A 22,948-nucleotide genomic window follows, 5' to 3' on the forward strand; every position below is an offset into this window, starting at 1 on the left:
AACTAATGGAAAAGCCGAAAGCGTGATACGAACGTTGAATTGAGATATGCATAATCAACAAATATTTAGTGGTGCAAAAGAGAGAAAACAAAAGCTTAAGCGATTTAAGGAAAAACGCCTAAAAATATCACCAGCTTTAACTTTACTTTTAATTGTTTGATTTTATTTTAACGTAATTAGCTAAATTGCTGTTTAATCTCGGTCATCCAACGTGGAAGTTCGTCATGTAAGGCTAAATTTAGCATAAATAAGTTATCAATATCTTTATTCGCTTTGCTTAAGTCAATCGTTTGAATAATTTCAGCAAAATAAGGCACAATGTCTGATTTTGATAGTTCAAACTCCGTTATTGCTTGTAATAATAGCTTGCTATCAATACCCCATTCGTTGGCAAATTCGTTTGCGGCATGTTTGATTTTATCGTTTTTCCAATTGGTAAATGCTTGATCAAAATGGACTTGGCTAGATAGGCGACCGGTTAATAATTCGGTATCGACAAATTCCTTTAATATTTTTGCTTGCTGATCTTCGCCCATTTGGCTTAATTCTTGAATTTGTTCGTAGATAATGCGCCTAGTTTCGTCGTTAATGGTTTGTACACCATCAACATGCGACACTTTAGATCCAATTAAGCTAAGGATATGCGCAGCATCAATCACCTGTGTGCCTGCTAATTTGGTTTTACCAATTAAAGTGGGCACAATGGTTGGCGTTTTAGTGGTAGTTTCTTTAGCGGTTAAGTTTTTAAATGCACCAACATATTGCAACCAACGGTGCTCGGTCATACCAAAAGTGGCATTATCCCATTGATATTCATAATATTGTTGGACAATATTAAGCTGATCAGCCGCTATTTTAAATGCTTTGCTAAATTCAGTTAGTTTTTTATCATCATGTTGAATTAATTGCCATTGGGTTGGATCGGCTAAGGTTAAAACTAATTGCTCCAAATCGTTAGCTAAAATTCGCACAGCAGTGGCATAGGTTTCAACAATCGCTTTGCTACTGCTACCACCACTACCATATAGCTCAAGGGCTTGGTTAACCATTTGTTCGGTTAGGCGAGGGGTTTGGAAATTTACAATTGTGCCAAACTCTTTGCTAGAACCAAACACGCGATTGGTGCGTGAATAAGCCTGAATTAAATTTTGTAGCTTTAAGGTGCGGTCAACATAAAGAGTATTGAGTCGTTTAGAATCATAGCCTGTCAATAGCTGATCTGCAACAATCACTAAATCGATATTCTTACTATTACGACCACTACCGCCACGGGTAGCACGCTCGACCACATCCTCAAAATAGGCTTGTTCACCATGTTTTTTATCACCTGCTATAAACTTAATGCCAGTAAATGCAGCGTAATCGTTAAACATGGCACTGATAATTTCGGGATCGACATTATCTGGATCATTTTCGTTACCAAAGCTAAAGGTCATGGCAATATTGATTTTTTGCTGTTGGCTTGCAAGTTGTTTTTTAAATTCCTGATAATAGGCAATCACCCGCTCTTTATAAGCGACGGTTAAAATAGCATTAAATTGTTGCTGTTGCGATTGCGCTTGCCAGTTGCTTAAAATCTCTGTAACCACTTGCGGTATATGGGTTTGATCATGATAAACTAATAGCGCTTTATCAATGGCTTGCTTTTCAACTTCGGTTTCGCTCCAGCTATGTACTAATCGGGCGATTTCGCGATCGGATTGTTCTGGCTTTTCGATTTTTATACGCTCAATAAGCTTATCGCGTAAATTGTCATAACTGCTAAATTCACCCGTATTGATGTAATCGACATGAAATCCAAGCACGTTACCATCAGCAATGGCTTCATCAATGGTATATTGATGTAATTTAGGACCAAATAGCTTTTCGGTAGTGTTAATCACTTCGCTGTTTTCGTTTATTTTGCCTTTAATTTTGTTTTCGTCAAAAAGCGGCGTACCTGTAAATCCAAAAAATAGCCCATTTATTCTAAAATGGCTTTTTATTTCGCCCATCATATTTTTCATGGTGGAACGGTGCGCTTCGTCAACAATAAAGACGATTTTTTTATCAGCTAAGTGACTATCCTTGCCTTCCTCTAAGGCTTTAACCAAATTATGCAGTTTAAAGATAGTGGTTACCACAATACCATTGTGTGGCGAGCTAAGGTGTTTTCTAAGCTGCGCGGTGCTGTGCGTATCATCAACCGTTACTGGCTCAAAAGCGGCATAGGCCTTAAAGTTTTCACTGGTACGGCTATCAAGTTCACGCCGATCCACCAAAAAGACCACTTTATCAAAACCTGCACGGGTCGATAAAAATAGGGCTGTTTTAAAGCTGGTGATGGTTTTCCCCGAACCTGTAGTATGCCAAACAAATCCGCCATGTGGTTTTTTGTCAGGATTATCCCAACCAAATGCCGCCCCTTCAACCGCTTGTAAAGCAAAGACCTGATAAGGGCGCATTAGCATATGTCGGCGGTTTTCTTCTTCTTTGGCTTCATCAATGACTAAGTAGTCGCCCACCATTTGATGCGCCATTGGGATCATTAAAAATTGTTCTATTACTTGTTGCCAATGATTGATCGGTTGATTTGATTTATTCGCCCAATGAAACACAAAGCTAGGATTAAAGTCATTAATTGTTTTGGGCGTGGCAAAGTAACGGGTTTCGATTTCGCTACTTATTACCATCATTTGCGAAAAAGCCATAAAATTGTTGCTATATTCGCCATCTCGATAATAACGCTTAAACTGTTCGAATGCCTCGTCAAGGTTTTTATCGGTACGTTTTTGTTCGATATTAATTAACGGTAACCCATTAATTAACAGCACCAAATCAAAACGGTTACCGTTAGGTGTTTGCACTTCGCGGGCAATGCGATAACTGGAGTCACCGCCACGCACTTCGGCTTTTTTAAAGATAGTTAAGGTAATTTGTTTACGGGTGATAAGCGGATTATCATCGCGATAGATGCCATCGATTTTGCCTTTCGACTCTTCCATGGCGAGCAATTTTGCCGCTTGGTAGCTGTTTTGTAGTTGGTTAACCTTTGCCATTACTTGGTTAAATTCGTTATCGGTTAACTCAACACCTTCAAGTTGATCGGCATTAAGCCGATTAAGTTCACTCCGCCAGTGGGTGACTAAATCATTAACCGTTACTTTACGTCGATTACCATCTAAAAAGTCAGGTACCTGCCATTGTTGTTTTTCTAATTCCCTGACAAAATTTTCTTGAAAGGTTTTTTCTGCGGCATCTTTTACAACCTGACTCATTCCTTAGCTCCTTTTTATACAAACATTTCGTTTAAATAAGCTTGTTTGATATTTTTTAATTTATCTAATTTTTTTTGTTCTAATGCTATTTTATCATCGAGTAATTTAAAGAAATTACCGATTTTGGTTTGTTCTTCTTTTATAGTTGATAATAATTCAAAGCTACTAATTTCTCCTAGGGAAATATGTTTTATTGTTCCTCCACATGCCATTTTAATCATTGATTTTAAAAATCTCCCAGCATTCAAAGCTTGATAAAGGAATTCAGAATTATCAAAAGCAATTAAACGTCCAACTCGTTGGGCTAAAATCATATTTTTATTAGCAACCTTTGCAGAACGACCAACTGAACCATCCATAGTTATTAGGATATCTCCTTGATTAAGAATGTATTTATTAAAAAAATTCTTGTTTTTTATATTAATTCGATTACCTATAGAATTATCAACAAAAGGGGTTTCATGTTGAACATTGCTGTTAGTAATAACAAGATATAAACCATCCATTTTAAAATCATCACTATTGAAGGGAAAACCTGTTTGTATTAGTGCCAAAGCCCTTAGATTTTGTAATTTCCAGTCTTCTGTAAAAGATAAAAACCGCAATCTAGGCTTTAATTCCCCCTCATTTGGAAACATTTCCCTCAGATAGGCAGATTTTAGGGTTTTGGCTTTTTCTAGTTTTTTTTGTTGAGTATTAATAAGGTTATCAAGTTTTTTTAAAAATTCGCCTATTTGGATTTGTTCATTCACTTCAGGTGTATTGAATTTAAATTCAGTCATATCAGCCTGAAATAAGTGAGGTATACTACTTCCCGATACTTTTAATCTAATAAGATTTTTAAATTGGCTACTCAACATTATCTGATAAAAGAATATTGAACTAATATTCTTTTTTAATCTAACTAACATCATTGTAGAGTTAATAGTTGCTAAACTATTTAAGTTTGTTATTAACGCAGGATTACCTAAAGAACCATCTTTTGAAAAAATTATATCTCCATTTTTTAACATAATTTCAGGTGATTCGTCATAACGCCATTGTGGAATATGATCAACTTTATTCCAATTGATGATACCTTCAGTAATATGTTTACCTGCTATCATGCTTGGTCCTTGATCTACATATTCCTCCTGTTTTAAACTTTTCCATCCTAATCTTCCTTTAATAATAGCATGATCACCAAGTCTAAGTTTTTCCCACATTTGAGCACCCTCAAACCCCTTAAACCGTCGCCTAGGAATTAATTTTTTACTTTCACTCATTGCGTTACCACCAGATCTTGCATCATCGCTTGTAACTCGGCTTCGAGTTGTTCGATCTCTTTATCAATCGAAGTTAAGGTATCTTGATAACGTTCGTTTAACATTTGTAGGGTTTTTAATTCGGCTTTAATCGGTTTTTCAATTAATTCGCTCAGTAACGCAATGGTATTGCCAAACCATTTTTTGTACATTAGCCTGTCAATTTCTTGATCCGTTAAGTTTAAAATCCGTTCTTGTACCGCTTCTTTTAATGCCAATTCTTCCGTTTTGATTTTTTTACTTAATGTCGATTTTTGGCTGATTAATTTATCGACTTTTTTAAGTATTACATAGGCTTCACTATCTTTTGGTGTATCTTTTAACTCTTGTTTGAGTTTTTTATTATCAAATGAGTCTAATGGTTCGTCGTCATCGTTCTTTTTCAACGATTCATACAGCGCATCGTACTCAGGGTTGTCTTCGACTTTGGCCGCTTCGACCAGATCCGCAAGTTCGCTTTCTAGCGTTTGGATTTGCTGTTTATTGTTGTCGATATTGGTTAGCTCATCGGCATATAATTCACTGGCAATTAATTCGCTTGGAATTAGGCTGCTAATAAAGCCATCTTGCTCAGACCGTTTTTTAGCACCGCTACCTTTGTTGACCATATTCGGTACTCGGTTACGTGCTGCGGTATAAAAATCAGTGGCGGCAATAATTTCAGCGTCATGGAGTAATGCATTTTGCCAAATTTCGGCAATAATCTGATAGCCGTCATAGATATCAAGATGATTAAAGCTAGCTAGTAGGCTTTTTATGTCGTTTAACATCGCTTCCATTAGTGGGTGAATTTGCTCTGCATCATTAACTGCAATGATTTGTGACCAATAGCTGTCAATATAAGCTTGCGTTTGCTGCGCTAATTGTGCCGATTGCTGTCGTATCCGTTCATCATTTAAGATTTTAGTGCTTAATTCGCTAATCTCTTCTTTTAAGGTGAAATATTGCGGACGTACCGGCGCTAATGCCGCCTGCAATAAGTCGGGCGTGGTGGCACGGATAACAGCAAGTTGCTCAATATTGTGCTGTGGTATGCCACCTAATAAATGACCTTCGACGTCGTGAGCAATATCATCATCAATGGCATCAATATAACGGGGGATATTGAGGTTGTATTCATTGGCGATAATCTCTTGACGAGTGGCTAAATGGCTATAGCCAGTTTGCTCTTGACGTGATACATAAGTATCCACAATTTTGGCGATGTCTTTTTCTTGCAAGACATTTTGCTTACCGACTTTTATAAAGGTATTTGATGCATCAATGATTAATACCGGATCAGTCAGTTGACGATTCTTTTTTAACACTAAAACCACAACGGGGATGCCTGTATTGGTAAACAGGTTGCTTGGCAAGCCGATTACGGTATCAATGTAATTCTTTTCTAATAATCGTTTGCGGATTTCACCTTCAGTTGCACCACGGAATAAGATTCCATGTGGTAACACGATTGCCATAGTGCCACTTTGTCCTAAATGGAATAGTCCATGTAATAAAAAGGCAAAGTCACCTTTTGAATCGGGCGGCAATACGCCTGCTATTTCAAAACGGGGATCGCTCACTTTTAATCCTGCGCGATTCCAGTTTTTGACTGAATAAGGTGGATTCATGACTACCGCATCAAATTGGACGCCCTCACTAGGACGCTCAGGATCTTCAGGCCAATCATGAGCTAAAGTATCGCCATTTCTAATGGTCATTTTATTGGGTTTGACTTCATGCAGTAATAAATTCATCCGCACCAAATTATAAGTAGCGGTATTTTTTTCTTGACCGTAATAGGTCAAACTTTGTTGCGCTTGTTTGGTTAGATGTTTTTTTAACTGTTAGCAGTAATGAGCCAGATCCAACCGTCGGGTCATAAATAGAACGAATATTGGGTGTTTTGGCAACAATTTGTGCCATTACTTCACTTACTTGGCGTGGTGTATAGAATTCCCCGGCTTTTTTACCGGCTTCCATAGCAAATTTACCAATCAGATATTCATAAGCATCGCCTAATACATCGCCTTTTTGTAAAGCGACCATATCAAGATCGGCAAATAATAAGATTAAAGCTTTAATATTTTTACTGCGCTCGTGTAAATTACTACCAAGTGCGGTATCGGTTAAATCTAAGGTTGAATTAGAAAACAGATTCTTAAAGTCATCGGCATCTTTGCTATTAGCAATTGAACGTTCAAAGTGATTTAAGCTGTCGATCACTTTTTGCACTTCAAAATTGCCTTTATTTATATCTTCAATCCAAGTTTGATAAAGGTGTTCGGGTAAAACATAATAACCTAGTGTATTTTGCAGTATGCTTTCTAATTGAGGACCACGTTCAGCCATGCTTTTATGATAATTAGCGATAAGCTCGGACTGCGTGATCTCATCTCTGGTTATCATCATTTTAAATGATGATAATGTTTTATCGCTTAAAAATTTATAAAACATTAAACCTAACATATAGTCTTTATAACGACTGGCATCCATCGAACCACGCAGTTCATTGGCACCATCCCATAAGCGACTTTTAATCTCATCAGATGTAATCACAACGTTCAACCTCATTAACTCATTTACTTTGGCATGAAAGTATCATCGGTTTATTTTTGATTTATCCCATAGCCAACACAATAGCGTCGTATTTTAGCGGTAATTAGTTTCAAATCCTAGCTAAATAAGTAAAAAACCTATTCGTATAAAACATAATAGAACTAGACATTATAAGGCAAGGAAGCAAATTTTATCGGGTGCTTGAATTGTTATATAGTTTGAAAAGTTGTATAGTTTGAAAAAATGAAAATCGACAATAAATTCTTTGAAAAAAAATAAAATTTGTTGATATTCTTTTTTCTATTATACTAAATAAATTCTGTTATGAGCAGTTAATAAATAATAAGGAATAATGAATAAGGAAATTAAGTTATGAGTTTTGATGTTAGCCAACCTGTAACCAATCCAAAATTAATCGAAGCATTACAAACATTTAATCAAACACCGTCGTTAGAAACAAAAAAAAATTTATTTGATCACTTAAAATCTGCAAAGTTATTGGCTCCTATTACAATGAATTTACCAGATAATATTGGATGTAATGACGATAACACGATTACCTTGCAACAAGGCAATACTCTTTCTTTTGTAGCAATCAGTAATGTTGAAAATAAAAATTTTTTTCCTGCTCTTCCTGCTCTTCCTGCATTTACTGATTGGAATGAATTAAGAAAATGGCAAAATATTAAAGATCAACAAACATTAGTTGTAGATTTATCCTATTATCAAACATTACTTAACGATTCAGATGGGTGTAAAGGGGTCGTTATTAATCCATTTGGCAATAGTTTTCAATTAGATCGTTCTATGTTGTCAGAAGTACTTACTGATAACTCGCCTTCAACAGAAAACGGAAAAGAAATTTATCTTTCTAAAGATACTGAAGTTATTATTGGTACTCCTGAACAATATCCTCATATATTGGTTGGTAAGCTCAAAGAGCATTTACAAAATAAATCAGAAGTTAACGCAGCCTATTTAAGATTAATGGTGCAAAATCAGCAACAAAGTTATTTAGTTGTTGTTGATATCCAAAAAGGTGTAGATACAAAAGCGATATTTAATGATTTAGGCCAAGCAGCACAAGCTTTCCTTGCTAAAGATATGTTTATTGATTTTATTGTCGTGGATACCGAATTTGGTCAACAAGCAATCAAGGATGAAAAACCATTTTATCAAAAGAAAAGAAAGGGGTTTTTTAATCGTTTATTTGGTAAATAAATTGTTAGATAAATCGATAAATATGGCTATTTTCATATGTTTGCATTAGGAAAAGTTTAAATAAACTAGTATTAGATGTAGGAATTACTCGCATTGTTTAAAGTAATTTTAGAAACCACTGTAAACAATGCGTTATTTTTAAACATCTTAACAATATCACTCACTAGCCACAGTAAAGCGTTGTTTAATATGTTTAGCTGTTTCTGCTTCGTCAATCATGGCAATGGCATAATCGGCATAACTAATTTGGCTTTTTCCTTTGCTGTTAAATAACACTTCTTCGCCCCCTATAATATAATGCCCTGTCCTTTCGCCATCAGCGTTAAACTCAATTGCTGGGCTTAAATATGTCCATTGCACATTATTGCATTTTCTAAGCTGATCAAGTGCTTTTGCCATATTGGTTGCTAATGGTTTAAATTCATCAGGAAAATCCGGTGTATCAACCAAACGAATTGAATGTTGTGGATTAACGTATAAACTTCCTGCACCACCAACAACTAATAGGCGATTAGCTTTACCGCTCAAGATATCAGTTAAATGTTTTAAACTGGTTTGATGCAATGGCAGTGATTCAAGTGACCATGTGCCAAATGCATCAATAATCACATCATAAGGTTTTAAATCAGCATAGGTTAATTCAAACAGATCTTTAATTAGCACTGCTGCTTTTGGAGCAAGATGTTGATTTGGCTTACGCACAATTGCAGTAACGTCATGACCTCGTGAAATCGCCTCTTTTACTAAAAGCTGCCCTGTTTTACCACTTGCACCAATGACTGCAATTTTCATATTTTGCTCCTTTTAAGCGTTTAAGAATTAACTGATATAAGAATGGTTTTAGATTAGTCTTTAGTTTTCTACTGTAAAGCTGGTACTAAATATAAGGCTATAGTGTTTTTTTGATATTGTATATTACATCTTATTTTGGTTTTAGCTATTAGTTAACAATGCTTATTTAACAAACTGATATCAACAATCTCAAATCGCTATTTTTTATAAAATAGATTAGTATGATTTTATTGATTTTTGTTGGCTAAATTATTATGAGTATATCTTCAAACAACTTAACCATTAAAGATATTGCAAAGCTTTGTTCGGTAAGTAAATCTACCGTTTCTCGAGTGATTAATCATGATCCTATGGTTAAAGAAGCTACGCGTAATAAAGTTTTGGCAATCATTGAACAGTATCACTTTACGCCGTCTAAATCGGCAAGAGCTATGCGTGGTTATGGGAATAAAGTGATTGGGATTATTGTAACTCGCCTTGATTCTCTTTCTGAAAATCAAGCTGTTCAAAGTATGTTGCCTATTTTTTATCGGCATGGTTATGATCCTATCATTATGGAAAGCCAATTTAGTACGGACAAAGTCAAAGAATATTTATCTATGCTTAAAAGTAAACAAGCTGATGGCGTAGTTATCTTTGCATTTACTGGACTAGAGCTGTCATTATTATCCACCTGGCAAAATAATAGTGTAGTGATCGCAAGAAAATTCCAAGATCATACTTGTATTTGTTATGATGATATTGGTGCAGTTAGATTATTGCTTGCTCATTTATATCAATCGCAACAACATCAAAAGATTGGTTATATTGGTGTTGAGCAACAAGACCAAACTACTGGCGCATTGCGTTATCAAGCCTATTTGGATTTTTGCCAGCAATATCAACTTAGCCCCAATGCGGTTTTAGGTCAATTAAGTTATCGTTCAGGTTATGATCTTGCCCAGTTGGTGTTAACTAAAAATCCATCGGCTATCGTTTGTGCAACAGATAGCATCGCATTAGGATTAAATAAGTATTTACACGAAAAACAGCTTGAACATATTACCGTAGCTAGCATTGGTAATAGTGAGCTACTGAGTTTTCTTTTCCCTAAGACTTGTGCAGTTGAACTCGGTTTTGATAAAGCAGGTAGTTGTGCGGCTCAAGAGTTACTTAATATGTTACAAAATCAGTTTGAGCTGAAAAGTATCACTATTCCTTGCCATTTAATAAGCTAACCAGTAGTTATTTTTATTTAATTTGTGCTTATTTTGCTCTAATTTGTGATATTAATCACAAAAAAGGGAACGTTCCCATTTATTAATTATTTAATTCCATCTATGCTTAATCTATATTTAAAATAGCCAGATTATTAGTGAAATAAAAAGGCTAATTCTAATTTAAAGGAGACCTTTTATGGCTAAAAATTCCCAATTAACTAGCCAATCGATAATGCAATTAATCGAGTTGATTGGTGGGAAAGAAAATATTGCCAGTGTCACTCACTGTTTAACAAGATTGAGGTTTGCCTTAGTTGATCCTAAGCTAGCTGATGTCCAATCTATAGAAGAACTGCCTTTTGTGAAAGGTTGTTTTAATAATGCTGGGCAATTTCAAGTTATCATTGGTACCAATGTTGATAGTTATTACAAAGTATTGATCCAGCAATTAAATTTAGATGAAGCAAGCAAAGAGCAAACTAAAGTTGCAGCTAAAAAGAATATGTCTTTTTTTGAAAGGTTTATTTCTAACTTAGCGGAAATTTTTGTGCCATTATTACCAGCTTTAATCGCTGGTGGTTTATTACTTGGATTACGTAATATTATTGGCGAAATGCCAACTATTGATAGTAAGCCGCTGATACAAACCTATCATTGGCTAGCGCCAATTTACAGTATACTTTGGTTGCCTTGCGAGGCGATTTTCCACTTTTTACCAGTTGCCATTTGTTGGTCTACCGTGAAAAAGATGGGAGGATCGCCAATTTTAGGTATTGTTTTAGGCATCACTTTGGTTTCACCACAATTGATGAACGCTTATGACCTTGGCAGTAAAATACCTGATGTTTGGGATTTTGGTTGGTTTAGTATCGAAAAAGTCGGCTATCAAGCGCAGGTGATTCCGTCTATTTTTGCAGGTTTAGCGTTGGGTTGGATCGAAACACGATTACGCAAAATTGTACCTGATTACTTGAATCTAGTGATTGTGCCGATTGTTGCGCTTCTTGTTTCTGTGTTTTTAGCACATTTCCTTTTAGGTCCAATTGGAAGAATGTTAGGTAATGGTATTGCTTTTATTGTTAAATATTTAATGACTGGTGATTATGCCTTTATTGGCGCTGCTGTTTTTGGTTTCTTTTATTCACCATTGGTTATTACTGGTATTCACCATACAACCCTTGCAATTGACTTACAAATGACTGAAAGCATGGGCGGTACGCCGATTTGGCCAATTATTGCTTTATCTAATATTGCTCAAGCTTCGGCTGTTGTGGGTATTATTTTAGTTAGTAAAAAACATAATGAGCGTGAAGTGTCGGTTCCTGCTGCCATATCAGGTTATCTTGGGGTAACTGAGCCTGCTATGTATGGTATTAATTTGCGCTATAAATTCCCAATGCTGTGCGCCATGGTTGGTTCAGCTTTAGCTGGGTTAATTTGTGGTTTATTCGGTGTGTTATCTAATGGTATTGGGGTTGGCGGTTTGCCAGGTATTTTATCGATAAAGCCGATATATTGGTCGATTTATGCTTTGGCGATGATTGTGGCAATTGTGGTTCCGATTGTTTTAACTTCGATCGTGTATAAAATAAAACTTAAAAAAGGTACGTTAGATATTCGTTAAACACGAGCTAATAACCATTAACCGTTCTTGTTATTGAGCGGTTAATTTATGAAAAATAAATAATAAAGAGCAAGCAATGAATAAAATTAATATCCCTTGGTGGCAAAATGGTACTATTTACCAGATCTATCCCAAAAGTTTCCAAGCCAGTGGCGTAGGTTCAACAGGTGATTTATTAGGCATTATTAGCCGATTCGATTATCTTAAAAATTTAGGGGTTAGTGCTATTTGGTTAACGCCGATTTATCCATCCCCACAAATTGATAACGGTTATGATGTGTCGGATTATTATGATATAGATCCGAGCTATGGCTCAATGGCTGATTTTGAGCTACTGGTTAAACAAGCGCACGAGCGTGGTATTCGCATTATGATGGATATGGTGTTTAATCATACTTCAACAGAGCACCCATGGTTTAAATCGGCCCTAGATAAGTCAAGCCCTTATCGCTCATTTTATATTTGGAAAGACGCTAAAACTGATGGCTCAGAGCCTAACAATTGGCGGTCAAAATTTGGCGGTAAAGCATGGCAATGGCATCAACCATCGGAGCAATACTATTTACACTTATTTGCTAAAGAACAAGCCGATCTCAACTGGGAAAACCCAACCGTTCGTGATGAAATCAAGAAAGTGTGTCAATTTTGGGCGAATAAAGGGGTCGATGCGCTTAGGCTTGATGTGATTAATTTAGTTTCAAAACAGCAAGATTTTCCTGATGATAAAAATGGCGATGGTCGTCGATTTTATACCGATGGTCCTAAAATTCATGAATTTTTACAAGAGATCAGCCGTGATGTGTTTCAACCCAATCAACTTAAAACAGTTGGCGAAATGTCATCAACTACATTAGAAAACTGTCAAAAATATGCCGCATTGGATGGCAAAGAGTTGACCATGACATTTAATTTTCATCATTTAAAAATTGATTATCCAAATGGGGAAAAATGGACGCTAGCTAAACCTGATTTACTTGAACTAAAAAAAATCCTTGGCTATTGGCAAACAGGTATGCACGGTAAGGCTTGGAATGCAATTTTTTGGTGTAATCATGATCAGCCTCGTATCGTCTCACGCCTTGGTAATGAAAACCAATATCACAAACAATCGGCCAAAATGTTAGCCATGCTACTGTATGGTTTACAAGGCACACCTTATCTTTATCAAGGTGAAGAAATCGGTATGACCAATCCTCATTTTACTGATATTTCACAATATAAAGATGTGGAAAGTCTTAACATTTATCAAGAAAAAATAGCAGATGGTATGCCTAAATCAGAAATTTTAGCAATCCTTGCTAGCAAATCCAGAGACAATAGCCGAACGCCAATGCAATGGGATAATTCAGCCAATGCTGGCTTTACTAAAGGTAAGCCTTGGATTGAGGTTGCTAATAATTATCCTCAAATTAATGTCAAAGCGGCACTCGATGATCCTGATTCGATATTTTATTGCTATCAAACCTTAATTAAATTACGCAAAAAATACCCGATTTTTATTTTTGGTGATTATCAAGATCTAACGCCAGATATTGCTGATTATTGGTGCTATATCAGGTGGTGGCATAATCAAACGTTACTCGTGATAGCCAATCTGACCGAAAATACGGTTAAATGGCAATTACCTAAAGCGTTAGAAAATAGTCATTGGCAAAGATTACTAGGTAATTATGAAAACCAAACTGTATTAAAGCCAGAAATGGTGTTACAACCTTATCAGGCTATGTATTGGTTGCACCTAAATAGTTAATCGGTGGCATCAGGTTACTAGAATATACGCTAAATCATTTTGTTCTATTGAATTAAGAAATGTTGGACAAACTGGGGAATAAGAAAATGCCAACCATCGCGTTGGCTTTTTGATTGAAACTTAATAATATGTTGTTCATCAAAAGTTGTGGATAGTTCATATTGGTCATCAATTCCTATATGTTAGTTAATTAACAGCTAATCTAAATCACGTTAAATGATTGACAAATCATACTTTTTATGTGTAAATATAACTTTCCTGTTATAAAAAACGGGTAATCAGAATGTCTATCTATCCAACTAGAACAGTGATTAATTAGCATAAGTGATGAATATCAATATTAGGCTGTTTTGAGATAAAGTGTTATAGAGAGCATGTTAAATGATCTAATTAGTAAAGCTATCGAGAAATAGAGCAATAATACATTCGTTTTATACTAAAAAATATTCTTCAATCATATTTATTGGGATAATTTTGATTTTTAGAATTTGCTATATAAAAATAATTATTATAAAATAATAAATTATAAATTATAATTCGATCAGTAAGAATACCATTGAAAATGGTAGATTTATCATCGTTAAAAAACATAGAAAAAAATGAACACAAGAAGAAAACAAAATAAACCATTAAAAAAATCTTTTATAGAAATTATATTAACCGCACTGGCTTTTGGTGTTTTATTTTGGTCTCTTTTGTTAGTAGTTTTTACCTTTCTGGCTGCTATAAATTTATTTATAGGTAATGATGAAATATTGTTTTTAATGGACGTTGTGTGGTTTTTTCCTGCTACTATTTTAGTATGGCTATGTTTGACTCCAACTTTCCACATCACAAAACAAAACATTATTATTTTACGAAAATTTAGACCAAAAATTTATATTCCAATTTGCCGGGATCTTGAAGTTAAAATCATTAAGATCGGATATTTCAAGCCTAGGAGGGAGACATGGCATTCTGCATATATATTATTTATAGCTTTTAAAAATAAAAAAGTGAAATTAAAAAGAAGGGTGATGAGTGGAGTATACACACATGACCAAATTGATTATTTTTTTAGTAATTTAAATATGTCAGGTGTTCGCTATGAAGTCAAAAATTTGCATTTTAGGTAAAAATTTAAGGATCTATTTCTATATAACCTTAATGATTTGGATATTTCATTTTTATAATTTGGACCATTTTGGTAATTGATTTTCCTTTCTTAGATTGTATATATTCTATAATTTTTTATTACTTAATATCGATTATATAACCACTCCCGCATTTTAATTAACCGAGCAATAATTTCATTTGAATCAGGCAGTTCAGGTAGTGATGATGTTAGCGATGCGGTTTCAATTTTGCTTAACAATGTTTTTGAGATATGCATAATCTCATCATAGCTTAATTGACCATTTTTAATGGCGAGCAGTTCATCACGATTAGCGCATTTATTGGTAATGGTGCCTTTAGTCATTATTTCATGCGCCACTTGCAATAAACGAATAGTATGCATCATATTTTTAGCATCAAAATCATTACCACTTTTAATATTACTTTGATAACGCTGCTCATTTCGCTTTTCAACCCATTGCCAGTAAGCCTTATAATCACGACAATGCGATGAAAAACCATCACGATTAAAACTTAAGTAAGCATTTACTGTGGTGCCTACTTTCACCGACGACAAGCAAAGTTCGGTCGAATCATCATTTTGAATAATGCCATGATAGCCACAATCCCCCGATGCATCATAAAAAACTGCATATAAATCTCGACTATGTGGAATATTCACTAAACCACATAAATGTTGCTCAAAACGCTTTTCACTTAACCAATTGGTGAGGGGATAAGCATGCTGACCTTGAATAATATAACAAAAATCAAGAACCGTTTTACGTTTCACCTCAATGGGATTATTGATTTTTTTATTCAATCCTTTAGCTTTTTTAATTTGTGACATAGCATAGTGAGCAAAGGTTTGTTTAGTTTGTTGGGATAAAAATAGATCAAGGGTTAACTGCTGCATAATTGGATGCTGATATAAAATACAGTCGGATGCAGAAGCCAATACTTCTAAAATATTCGGATTATTTTTTAGCAATAACTCAACAAAGCGACCTAATTCATAATAGACGATATCATTAGTTTCATTACTAATTTGCGGAATATACTCGAGTCCATAAAACTTATTTTTAGGTAGATAAAACACCCCTTTAATATCGGTATCTGATGTTTCAGTAGCCAAACCAAATGCACGGCTACCGCTGATCACTTCAAATAAGATTAAGTTTTGTGCTTTTAAATCGTCGATTGTCATTTAGTCTTCCTTGTTTTATTTTAAGCTCATCAATGTTTGTATAAAAAAGTGATCTAACTTATCGGCCTTAAAATGTTGTTCAGCAATAGCCTGTACGCTTTTTTCAATCTCAATCATGGATTGTTCAATAAACAATAATATTTTGGGATCAATAGTGATAGGCGTTGATTCAGTCATGGTTGCTTTTAAGGCAATAATATCATTGATTTGCTGGCTTAAATCATCAGGTAATAGTGTCAATAATGGCGTAATGGCCATGGGGGCGATTTGCTGTTTTTCTAAACACCATTTGGCACTTAATAAAGGTCTTAATACATAAAACAGTTTTTTGATACCGATTTGTTGTCCTTCACTGCTTTGTAAGGCACTTTTGGCAATACCTAAATAGTGATAAATATTACCCCTAGCATTAAAGAAATTGGAACAAAGTTGCCATAATTTATTAGCAATTGGTGCATTTTGTTGATAAATAATGGGTGATTGCAACCATTCAAACGGGGTAGTATTTGATTTGCGGATCAATTGTAAAGTTTTTTTTAAATCCCAACCATGCAAATCCAGCTCATCATCAATAGGAAAAGTTAAATGTGAAGCAGGGTTATCAATGGCTAAATACTTATCCAACGGGTGAACATAAATAAAACGCACATCATAATCACTATTCGGCGATGGAAAACCCCACGCCCGACTGCCCGATTCGCAAGCATAAAGTATATGGATATTATGTTGTTGTGCTAATTCTGCTAATTTTTGTTTTATGCGGTTTTGCATTACAGCTATCCTATTATTTTCTTTACCCTACTTTATATCTGAATTTTTAACGCATTTAAAGCCTTTTGGCTATTACCATTAAAAAATGATTTAACATAATAAGTTATGATTGAAACGGTATAGACTCCTGAATATTTTTTACAACCTTATTAATTATTACTATGACTTAGATCTAAAATGCGACTTACCAGTCGGTAAAAATGTGGTACCTGCTTGAACGTCTAACTATATTTGACGGCAACGTTGGCGTCGCTTTATTTGACAATAGTTAGCCAATGTCACATATCTTTTATCCTCCATCAGATCAATAAAATAGAGTTGCTATTTGATTAATTAATGCAATATAATCAAACGCATGTTTAAATAAGAAACAGAGGCATCATTATGCGTAAGTGGCAACCCAAAGTCCCATTTTTGTTGGTGTAAAAATGACATATATAACAATTTAACCAATAAAGTAGAAAAAATAGTCAGCAAGATGTCGAAGCTATTTATTTACTACAAGGATGGACAATTTCACACAACTAGGTACACATTTTGCATGAATATGGTCTACAAGAACTTTATCGGTTACCTAGCTCTTTGGAAGAAGCGGTAAAAGAGATTGAAGATAAAAAAGGGAAAACTAATGAAAATAATTAATTTATTAATTATCGTATTGTTTAACTTTATAGGTGCCTATCTAAGTTACCAATGGTGTTATCGAGTGATTATCGCAAAACATCGCACACCAGAATTATATTATTTGATATGTTATGGTTTGTGTTATTTCTGTTTTATTCTGATTTCAATCTTTCTTTTAAATAAAATAAAACAACCGATAGGTTTAGTGATTTGTGCAGTGCCAATTGGTTTTATCATTACCTTAATGTCTCCAATTTTCTTCATGTTAATTGTGGAAGATACTAATAAATTGATTTTTAATCTAAATTTTATTATGGAGATGTTAGGTGTCACATCAATGATAACCCTTAATTTTATAATATATCCGGCAATTTTATTATGCTGCCATTATTCTATTGGTGGGATACAAAAAATATCAAGTAAGCTTACTTTGAAGCAATAATCAATTGCCTAAATCAGCCAGAAAATCGCTCAACTATTTTATACTGTGGAACTCATCTGATTGGATTGTCATCCTGTATTTCTTGTCTTATTTTAAGCTCATCAATGTTTGTATGTTGTCCTTTACTGCTTTAATATCGGAATTTTTTAACGCTTTTAAGGTTTTTAAAGCCCTTTGCCTATTACCATTAAAAAATGATTGAACATAATGAGTTATAATTGAAACGGTATAGACTCCTGAATATTTTTTACAACCACATTAATTATTACTATGACTTAGATCTAAAATGTGACTTACCAGTTGGTAAAAACGTGTCACCTGTGTGAATGTCTAACCATATTTGACGGCAACGTTGGCGTCGCTTTATTTGACAATAGTTAGCCAATACTAAAAATCCTTGTAATTCCATTATTCCTAAAAAATAACGTTGCCACTTAGCGGCGGTATCGGTATTGATTCCCAATTGCTGGTTAATGGTTTTAAATGTTTCACCTTGTAGCAATAAATCAATAAAAGGCAACCACCGTTCACAATGAGATAACTTATCAAGATAATACTTTTTGAGTGGATTAAACGTTCGGCGACAAGTTCGGCAACGAAAATTAAGACGGTGCCCAATGCGAACTGTGCTTAGCGATCCACAATAATCGCAAGGCATATCTGACGTATCAAGTAGCTCGGCCAGCCATGACTTAAATGCCTGAGCTTGTCGAGACACTTCTGCCGGCATCGATTGTGTAAGGTTAAGTACCGCTTGATAAAGATCAGGCTCATACAGCGCTAACCACTGACGAATAACGTTATCTCGCCTTTGAGCAGCTCGTGGTGAAAGGTTAAATTTATTGGCAATCAAGCTATGTGGCAGAGCAATTAATGTCATGGGCGCAATATCAATCAGTAATGCGACAGGCTTAAGGCGTCGACATAATGGACTTGTTGCGATTAACACTGGCACTCGTTGCAAAAATCGCTCAGCAGCAGAATGCTGCTCGTTGGGTAAAATAGAGTGATACATTGTTAATCCTCCTTTGAAACGGTATAGACTCCTGAATATTTTTTACAAATAATATAACCTAAAAACTGAACAGGTGGAATTATTTGATTAACCACTGCCTTGCATAAACAGAATATGCTATATTATTTTTGTGTGATTTTACAAGGCGATAAGATGGATATTAAACTAACCAAACATGACAAACGCTATATTGAAAGCACGGACGACGTGTACAGTATTATGCAGCGTGTGTTATTGCGTGAAAACAAGATCGACCAAGAAAAGGAACATCTTTGGATTATTGGTATGAATCAAGCCGGTTATATCCTGTATATTGAACTAATTGCGCTTGGATCGTATAAATCGGTCAACATTGAGCCAATGAACGTATTTCGTGTTGCGGTGATGAAAAACGCCTCTCGCGTGATTTTGGTGCATAATCACCCGTCCCGATCGCTGATCCCCTCAGCGGCGGATAAAGACATCACCGACCGCTTAATTCAAGTTGCCCATATTTTAAATATCGAACTTACCGACCATTTAATTATCACCCCAAAAACCTATATCAGCTTTCGCAGCATCAAACTAATGGAAGAACTCGAACAAAGCCTGAAATATGTTCCGACTTACCAAGTGGTTGAACGCATTCGTAAACAAGAAAAACAAATTGCGAAAGAGAAGTTGGCGGTAGCAAATGATAAAGTAAAAACTGCTGAGGAAAAAGCTAGAACTGCAAAACTGGTCGCAAAGCATGAACGAGAGCAAAAAGAAAGGTTAGTACATGCACTATCTCAAAAAGATAGTTCCATTGAACAAATAGCTACAATTATGGAAATTGATGCTAAAGAAGTACAAAAAATTCTGAAAAAGAAAACGATGAAAGAGTAATGAGTTTCAAAAAATGTGAACTGTCTCGTAAAATAATAAGCTTATTATTGTTATGTATATAAACACAGTTATAATATTTGAAATTTTTAGTAGCAAGGAATACACATTTTATGAAATATGCTTATGAAGATATGAGTGATGAGCAATTTGAAAAATTAGTTGTTGTTATCTGCCAACATATAATGGGTATTTCTACACAAGGATTTGCTAAGGGGCCTGATGGTGGGCGAGACGCTAAATTTATTGGTACTGCCGAATTATTTCCCAGTAGAAGTTCACCTTGGGTTGGAACAACAATTATTCAAGCCAAACATACTAATGGCTATAATCGTAATTGCTCTGAATCTGATTTTTATAATAAAGAAAAGAAAACTAACCCAAATACCGTGATTGGTGGTGAACTGATTCGTATCAAAAAGTTAAAAGATCAAGGCGAGCTAGATAATTATGTCTTGTTTACTAATCGTCGTTTAACTGGTAATGCAGAGAGTGAAATATGTAAAACGATTTCAGACTATATTGAAGTCGATATAGTATCAGTAAAGATCATAGATATTAATCAGATAGAACTTTATCTTAAACGATATCCTGAAATAATGAGAATCGCTGAACTAGATCCTATCGATAGTCCGTTAATTGTTAGTCCTGACGATTTAGCAGAAGTTATCCAGGCATTTGCAAATCAAGCGCGAACACTTGAAAGAAGTTTAACCGATATCAATATTGAGCGAACCACTTATGCTAGAAAAAATCAGCTAAATAATATGACTGAGGCTTATGCTAATGAGCTTAAGCGGCGTTACCTCAAAGATGTTAATGAAATTGAATCTTTTCTATCTTTAGCTGAAAATAGTGAATTACGTGAACGTTATGATCTTGCTGCAAATGAGTTTTGTTTAAATATTATTGCAAAAAGAAAAGATTATCAGACTTTTGATGACATAATGAATTACTTATCAAAGTTATTAGTTGATAGAGACCCAATTTTAAGACAAGTTAAACATAAACGATTAGTGAATGTCATGTTGTTTTTTATGTATTGGAGTTGTGATATAGGTAAGAATGAAGATGCTAAGACCCAATAAACATACTCATCCGGATAAGACTATTATTAACATGTCTTTTTTATTGCTTACTTATATTAAGAAAAAGAGACTAAAAAAGTATGATAGTTTATTAGAATATGCTAAAAAATCCGTTGAAGGTGGACATTTTTTATTTCTACCTGCGCTTAATCTTCTTTTTTTATTAGGGTTAGTTGAGTATCATGCAAAAACTGATTCAATCGAATATGTGGGGATAAATGAAACTATCTAAATTATATTCAAATAAACCAGATTTATTTGAAACAATTATTTTTTCATCAGGTTTGAACGTAATTCAAGCTGAAATCCGTTTGCCTGAAAATAAGAAAAAAAATACCCATAATTTAGGTAAATCGACGTTAGGCAAATTACTTGATTTTTGTTTTTTATCTCAAAAAAAATCAGAATTCTTTTTATTTAAGCATGAACAGTTGTTTAACCAATTTGTATTTTTTTTAGAATTAGAATTAGAAGATGGTTCTTACCTCACTATTCGTCGAGGTGTCACTAATGCAGCTCGTATCAGTATAAAGAAACATAACGATTCACACCAAGATTTTACTCAATTAACGAATTGGGATCATGAAAATGTGCCATTTGATAAAGCGAAAGAAATTTTAGATAGTATATTGAATTTTTACTGCCTCAAACCATGGCCTTATCGCAAAATATTAGGTTATTTATTACGTTCTCAAGATGATTATCGTAATGTTTTTCAATTAAGAAAATTTGCATCTAAACATAAAGACTGGAAACCCTTTCTTGCTCATATTCTTGGTTTTAATTCTGATTTAATTACAAAACACTATGAACTTGAATCTCAACTTAAGGATGCAAGAAATAGAGAAGATATAGTACAAAAAGAGTTGGGCGGTTCAATTGAAGATATTAGTCGGATTGATGGGCTCTTATTATTAAAACAACAAGATGTTAATGAGCGACAACGGCTATTGGATCAGTTTGATTTTCATTCAGTAGATCAAGTAAAAACAAAAAAACTCATTGATGAATTAGATTTGAAAATAGCCACATTAAATAAAAGACGTTATTCATTAGAGTTTAATCGAAAAAAGATAGAATTATCTTTACAAAAACAACAAATATTATTTGATCCTGATAAGGCCGAAAGCTTATACAAAGAAGTCGGGATTCTTTTCCCTAAGCAATTAAAAAAAGATTTTAATCAACTTATTAAGTTTAACCGCGCGATTACGGAAGAACGACATAAATATTTAAAAGAAGAACTATCATCAATAAAAAAAGAGTTAATAGATATTAATCAAACCTTATTGCAATTAGGTGAAGAAAGAACACAAACTTTATCATTTTTAGGTGAAACAGATATTTTTGATAAATATAAACAAATATCTAATGATTTAATTACCTTAAAAGCTGATATTGCTTTTTTAGAAAGGCAAAAAGAGTTTATTCATAAATTGCAAGAGCTTAGGACTGAAATTAGGCAGTTAAATAAAAAATATCAAAAAATTCAAATTGATATGGAAAAAGATTTAGAGATGCAAAATAAACAGGAAACAAGTTTATTTTCAGAAATTAGGTTGTATTTCAGTCGCATTATTGAAGATGTTATTTCTCGAAAAGCATTACTTAATGTCAAAATTAATCGAGAAGGTCATCTTGACTTTAGTGCTGATATTTTAGATGAAGCTGGTTGTTCAACAAGTGCTGATGATGGACATACTTATAAAAAATTATTATGTGTGGCTTTTGATTTAGCTATATTACGCGCTCATCTTAAAGATAATTTTCCTCGTTTTGTTTATCATGATGGGATATTTGAATCTTTAGATGACAGAACAAAGATCAATCTTCTGAATGTGATAAGGCAATATTCTATTTTAGATATTCAACAAATTATTACTGTAATTGATTCAGATATTCCACTTGATAACAATATTTTCTTTAATAAAGATGAAATTGCATTGGTATTACATGATGAAGGAATACAAGGAAGATTATTTAAATTACCATCTTGGTAATTAAATAAATCGAAAACAAAGTTGAGTAAATGAAAATCTTATCATTGATTAAGTCTGAATACATTAAATGAATTCTCTCAGTGAAGAAGAAATTTGAATTTTAAAGTGTAGTGATATCGCAAGCATTTCGCAAAAAATAAAAGGACGGGCATTACCC

General features: G+C 34.2%; 16 protein-coding genes and 1 pseudogene. 10 read left to right on the forward strand and 7 right to left on the reverse strand.

What is annotated here, in order from left to right; translation table 11 throughout:
* Nucleotides 1-176: 176 nt before the first annotated feature.
* The 3 genes and pseudogenes from A9G35_RS07675 to A9G35_RS07685 form a co-directional block, all read right to left on the reverse strand.
* A complete protein-coding gene (locus tag A9G35_RS07675; protein WP_065636359.1) occupies nt 177-3,257 on the reverse strand; it encodes a type I restriction endonuclease subunit R, EcoR124 family in 3,081 nt (1,026 codons plus the stop codon).
* 14 nt (nt 3,258-3,271) lie between these two features.
* Nucleotides 3,272-4,522 carry a restriction endonuclease subunit S gene (locus A9G35_RS07680; RefSeq protein ID WP_065636360.1) on the reverse strand — a complete coding sequence of 417 codons (1,251 nt, stop codon included), beginning with the start codon at nt 4,520-4,522 and terminating at the stop codon, nt 3,272-3,274.
* Nucleotides 4,519-7,099: pseudogene (locus A9G35_RS07685) on the reverse strand (type I restriction-modification system subunit M). Before A9G35_RS07685 ends, A9G35_RS07680 begins: the two are co-directional and overlap by 4 nt.
* 372 nt (nt 7,100-7,471) lie before the next feature.
* On the opposite strand from A9G35_RS07685, the gene A9G35_RS07690 reads away from it, so the two are divergent.
* On the forward strand, nt 7,472-8,320 hold the full coding sequence (locus A9G35_RS07690) for an enhanced serine sensitivity protein SseB (RefSeq protein ID WP_065636361.1): 849 nt from the start codon (nt 7,472-7,474) through the stop codon (nt 8,318-8,320).
* Between the two features lie 156 nt (nt 8,321-8,476).
* On the opposite strand, the gene A9G35_RS07695 is transcribed toward A9G35_RS07690, so the two are convergent.
* The gene (locus tag A9G35_RS07695) at nt 8,477-9,112 is read right to left on the reverse strand and encodes an NAD(P)-dependent oxidoreductase (RefSeq protein WP_065636362.1); all 636 of its coding nucleotides are present in this window, start codon (nt 9,110-9,112) and stop codon (nt 8,477-8,479) included.
* Nucleotides 9,113-9,366: 254 nt separating this feature from the next.
* On the opposite strand from A9G35_RS07695, the gene treR reads away from it, so the two are divergent.
* The 4 genes from treR to A9G35_RS07715 all read left to right on the forward strand — a co-directional run bounded on the left by treR (nt 9,367) and on the right by A9G35_RS07715 (nt 14,800).
* Nucleotides 9,367-10,329: a trehalose operon repressor TreR gene (gene treR / locus A9G35_RS07700; protein WP_065636363.1), complete on the forward strand. Its 963-nt coding sequence runs from the start codon at nt 9,367-9,369 to the stop codon at nt 10,327-10,329.
* 178 nt (nt 10,330-10,507) lie between these two features.
* Complete coding sequence (gene treB, locus A9G35_RS07705; RefSeq protein ID WP_065636364.1) at nt 10,508-11,935, forward strand: PTS trehalose transporter subunit IIBC; 1,428 nt, start codon at nt 10,508-10,510, stop codon at nt 11,933-11,935.
* Between the two features lie 76 nt (nt 11,936-12,011).
* Nucleotides 12,012-13,685, forward strand: coding sequence for an alpha,alpha-phosphotrehalase (treC, locus tag A9G35_RS07710; protein WP_065636365.1), 1,674 nt, complete (start codon nt 12,012-12,014; stop codon nt 13,683-13,685).
* A 599-nt stretch (nt 13,686-14,284) separates the two neighbouring features.
* A complete protein-coding gene (locus A9G35_RS07715; RefSeq protein ID WP_065636366.1) occupies nt 14,285-14,800 on the forward strand; it encodes a hypothetical protein in 516 nt (171 codons plus the stop codon).
* A 122-nt stretch (nt 14,801-14,922) separates the two neighbouring features.
* Here A9G35_RS07715 and A9G35_RS07720 read toward each other — a convergent pair whose 3' ends face one another.
* The gene (locus tag A9G35_RS07720; protein ID WP_065636367.1) at nt 14,923-15,987 is read right to left on the reverse strand and encodes a nucleotidyltransferase domain-containing protein; all 1,065 of its coding nucleotides are present in this window, start codon (nt 15,985-15,987) and stop codon (nt 14,923-14,925) included.
* A gap of 15 nt (nt 15,988-16,002) precedes the next feature.
* Complete coding sequence (locus A9G35_RS07725; protein WP_065636368.1) at nt 16,003-16,758, reverse strand: nucleotidyltransferase domain-containing protein; 756 nt, start codon at nt 16,756-16,758, stop codon at nt 16,003-16,005.
* 628 nt (nt 16,759-17,386) lie between these two features.
* On the opposite strand from A9G35_RS07725, the gene A9G35_RS07730 reads away from it, so the two are divergent.
* Nucleotides 17,387-17,824, forward strand: coding sequence for a hypothetical protein (locus A9G35_RS07730; RefSeq protein ID WP_065636369.1), 438 nt, complete (start codon nt 17,387-17,389; stop codon nt 17,822-17,824).
* Nucleotides 17,825-18,092: 268 nt separating this feature from the next.
* Here A9G35_RS07730 and A9G35_RS07735 read toward each other — a convergent pair whose 3' ends face one another.
* Entirely contained in the window at nt 18,093-18,839 is a 747-nt protein-coding gene (locus tag A9G35_RS07735; protein ID WP_065636370.1) for a hypothetical protein, read from the reverse strand.
* 153 nt (nt 18,840-18,992) lie between these two features.
* Here A9G35_RS07735 and A9G35_RS07740 point away from each other — a divergent pair, with 153 nt between their 5' ends.
* From A9G35_RS07740 to A9G35_RS07755, 4 genes are all read left to right on the forward strand, one after another.
* The gene (locus A9G35_RS07740; RefSeq protein WP_065636371.1) at nt 18,993-19,706 is read left to right on the forward strand and encodes a JAB domain-containing protein; all 714 of its coding nucleotides are present in this window, start codon (nt 18,993-18,995) and stop codon (nt 19,704-19,706) included.
* A 110-nt stretch (nt 19,707-19,816) separates the two neighbouring features.
* Nucleotides 19,817-20,791, forward strand: a complete 975-nt coding sequence (locus A9G35_RS07745; protein ID WP_065636372.1) for an ABC-three component system protein — start codon at nt 19,817-19,819, stop codon at nt 20,789-20,791.
* Nucleotides 20,775-21,023, forward strand: coding sequence for an ABC-three component system middle component 8 (locus tag A9G35_RS07750; RefSeq protein WP_065636373.1), 249 nt, complete (start codon nt 20,775-20,777; stop codon nt 21,021-21,023). Before A9G35_RS07745 ends, A9G35_RS07750 begins: the two co-directional genes overlap by 17 nt.
* The gene (locus tag A9G35_RS07755; RefSeq protein WP_065636374.1) at nt 21,010-22,791 is read left to right on the forward strand and encodes a DUF2326 domain-containing protein; all 1,782 of its coding nucleotides are present in this window, start codon (nt 21,010-21,012) and stop codon (nt 22,789-22,791) included. The genes A9G35_RS07750 and A9G35_RS07755 overlap by 14 nt, the downstream gene beginning before the upstream one ends.
* Nucleotides 22,792-22,948: the final 157 nt, after the last annotated feature.

This window comes from Gilliamella sp. Choc5-1 (genome assembly GCF_001690595.1).
Classification (GTDB): Bacteria; Pseudomonadota; Gammaproteobacteria; order Enterobacterales; family Orbaceae; genus Gilliamella; species Gilliamella apicola_M.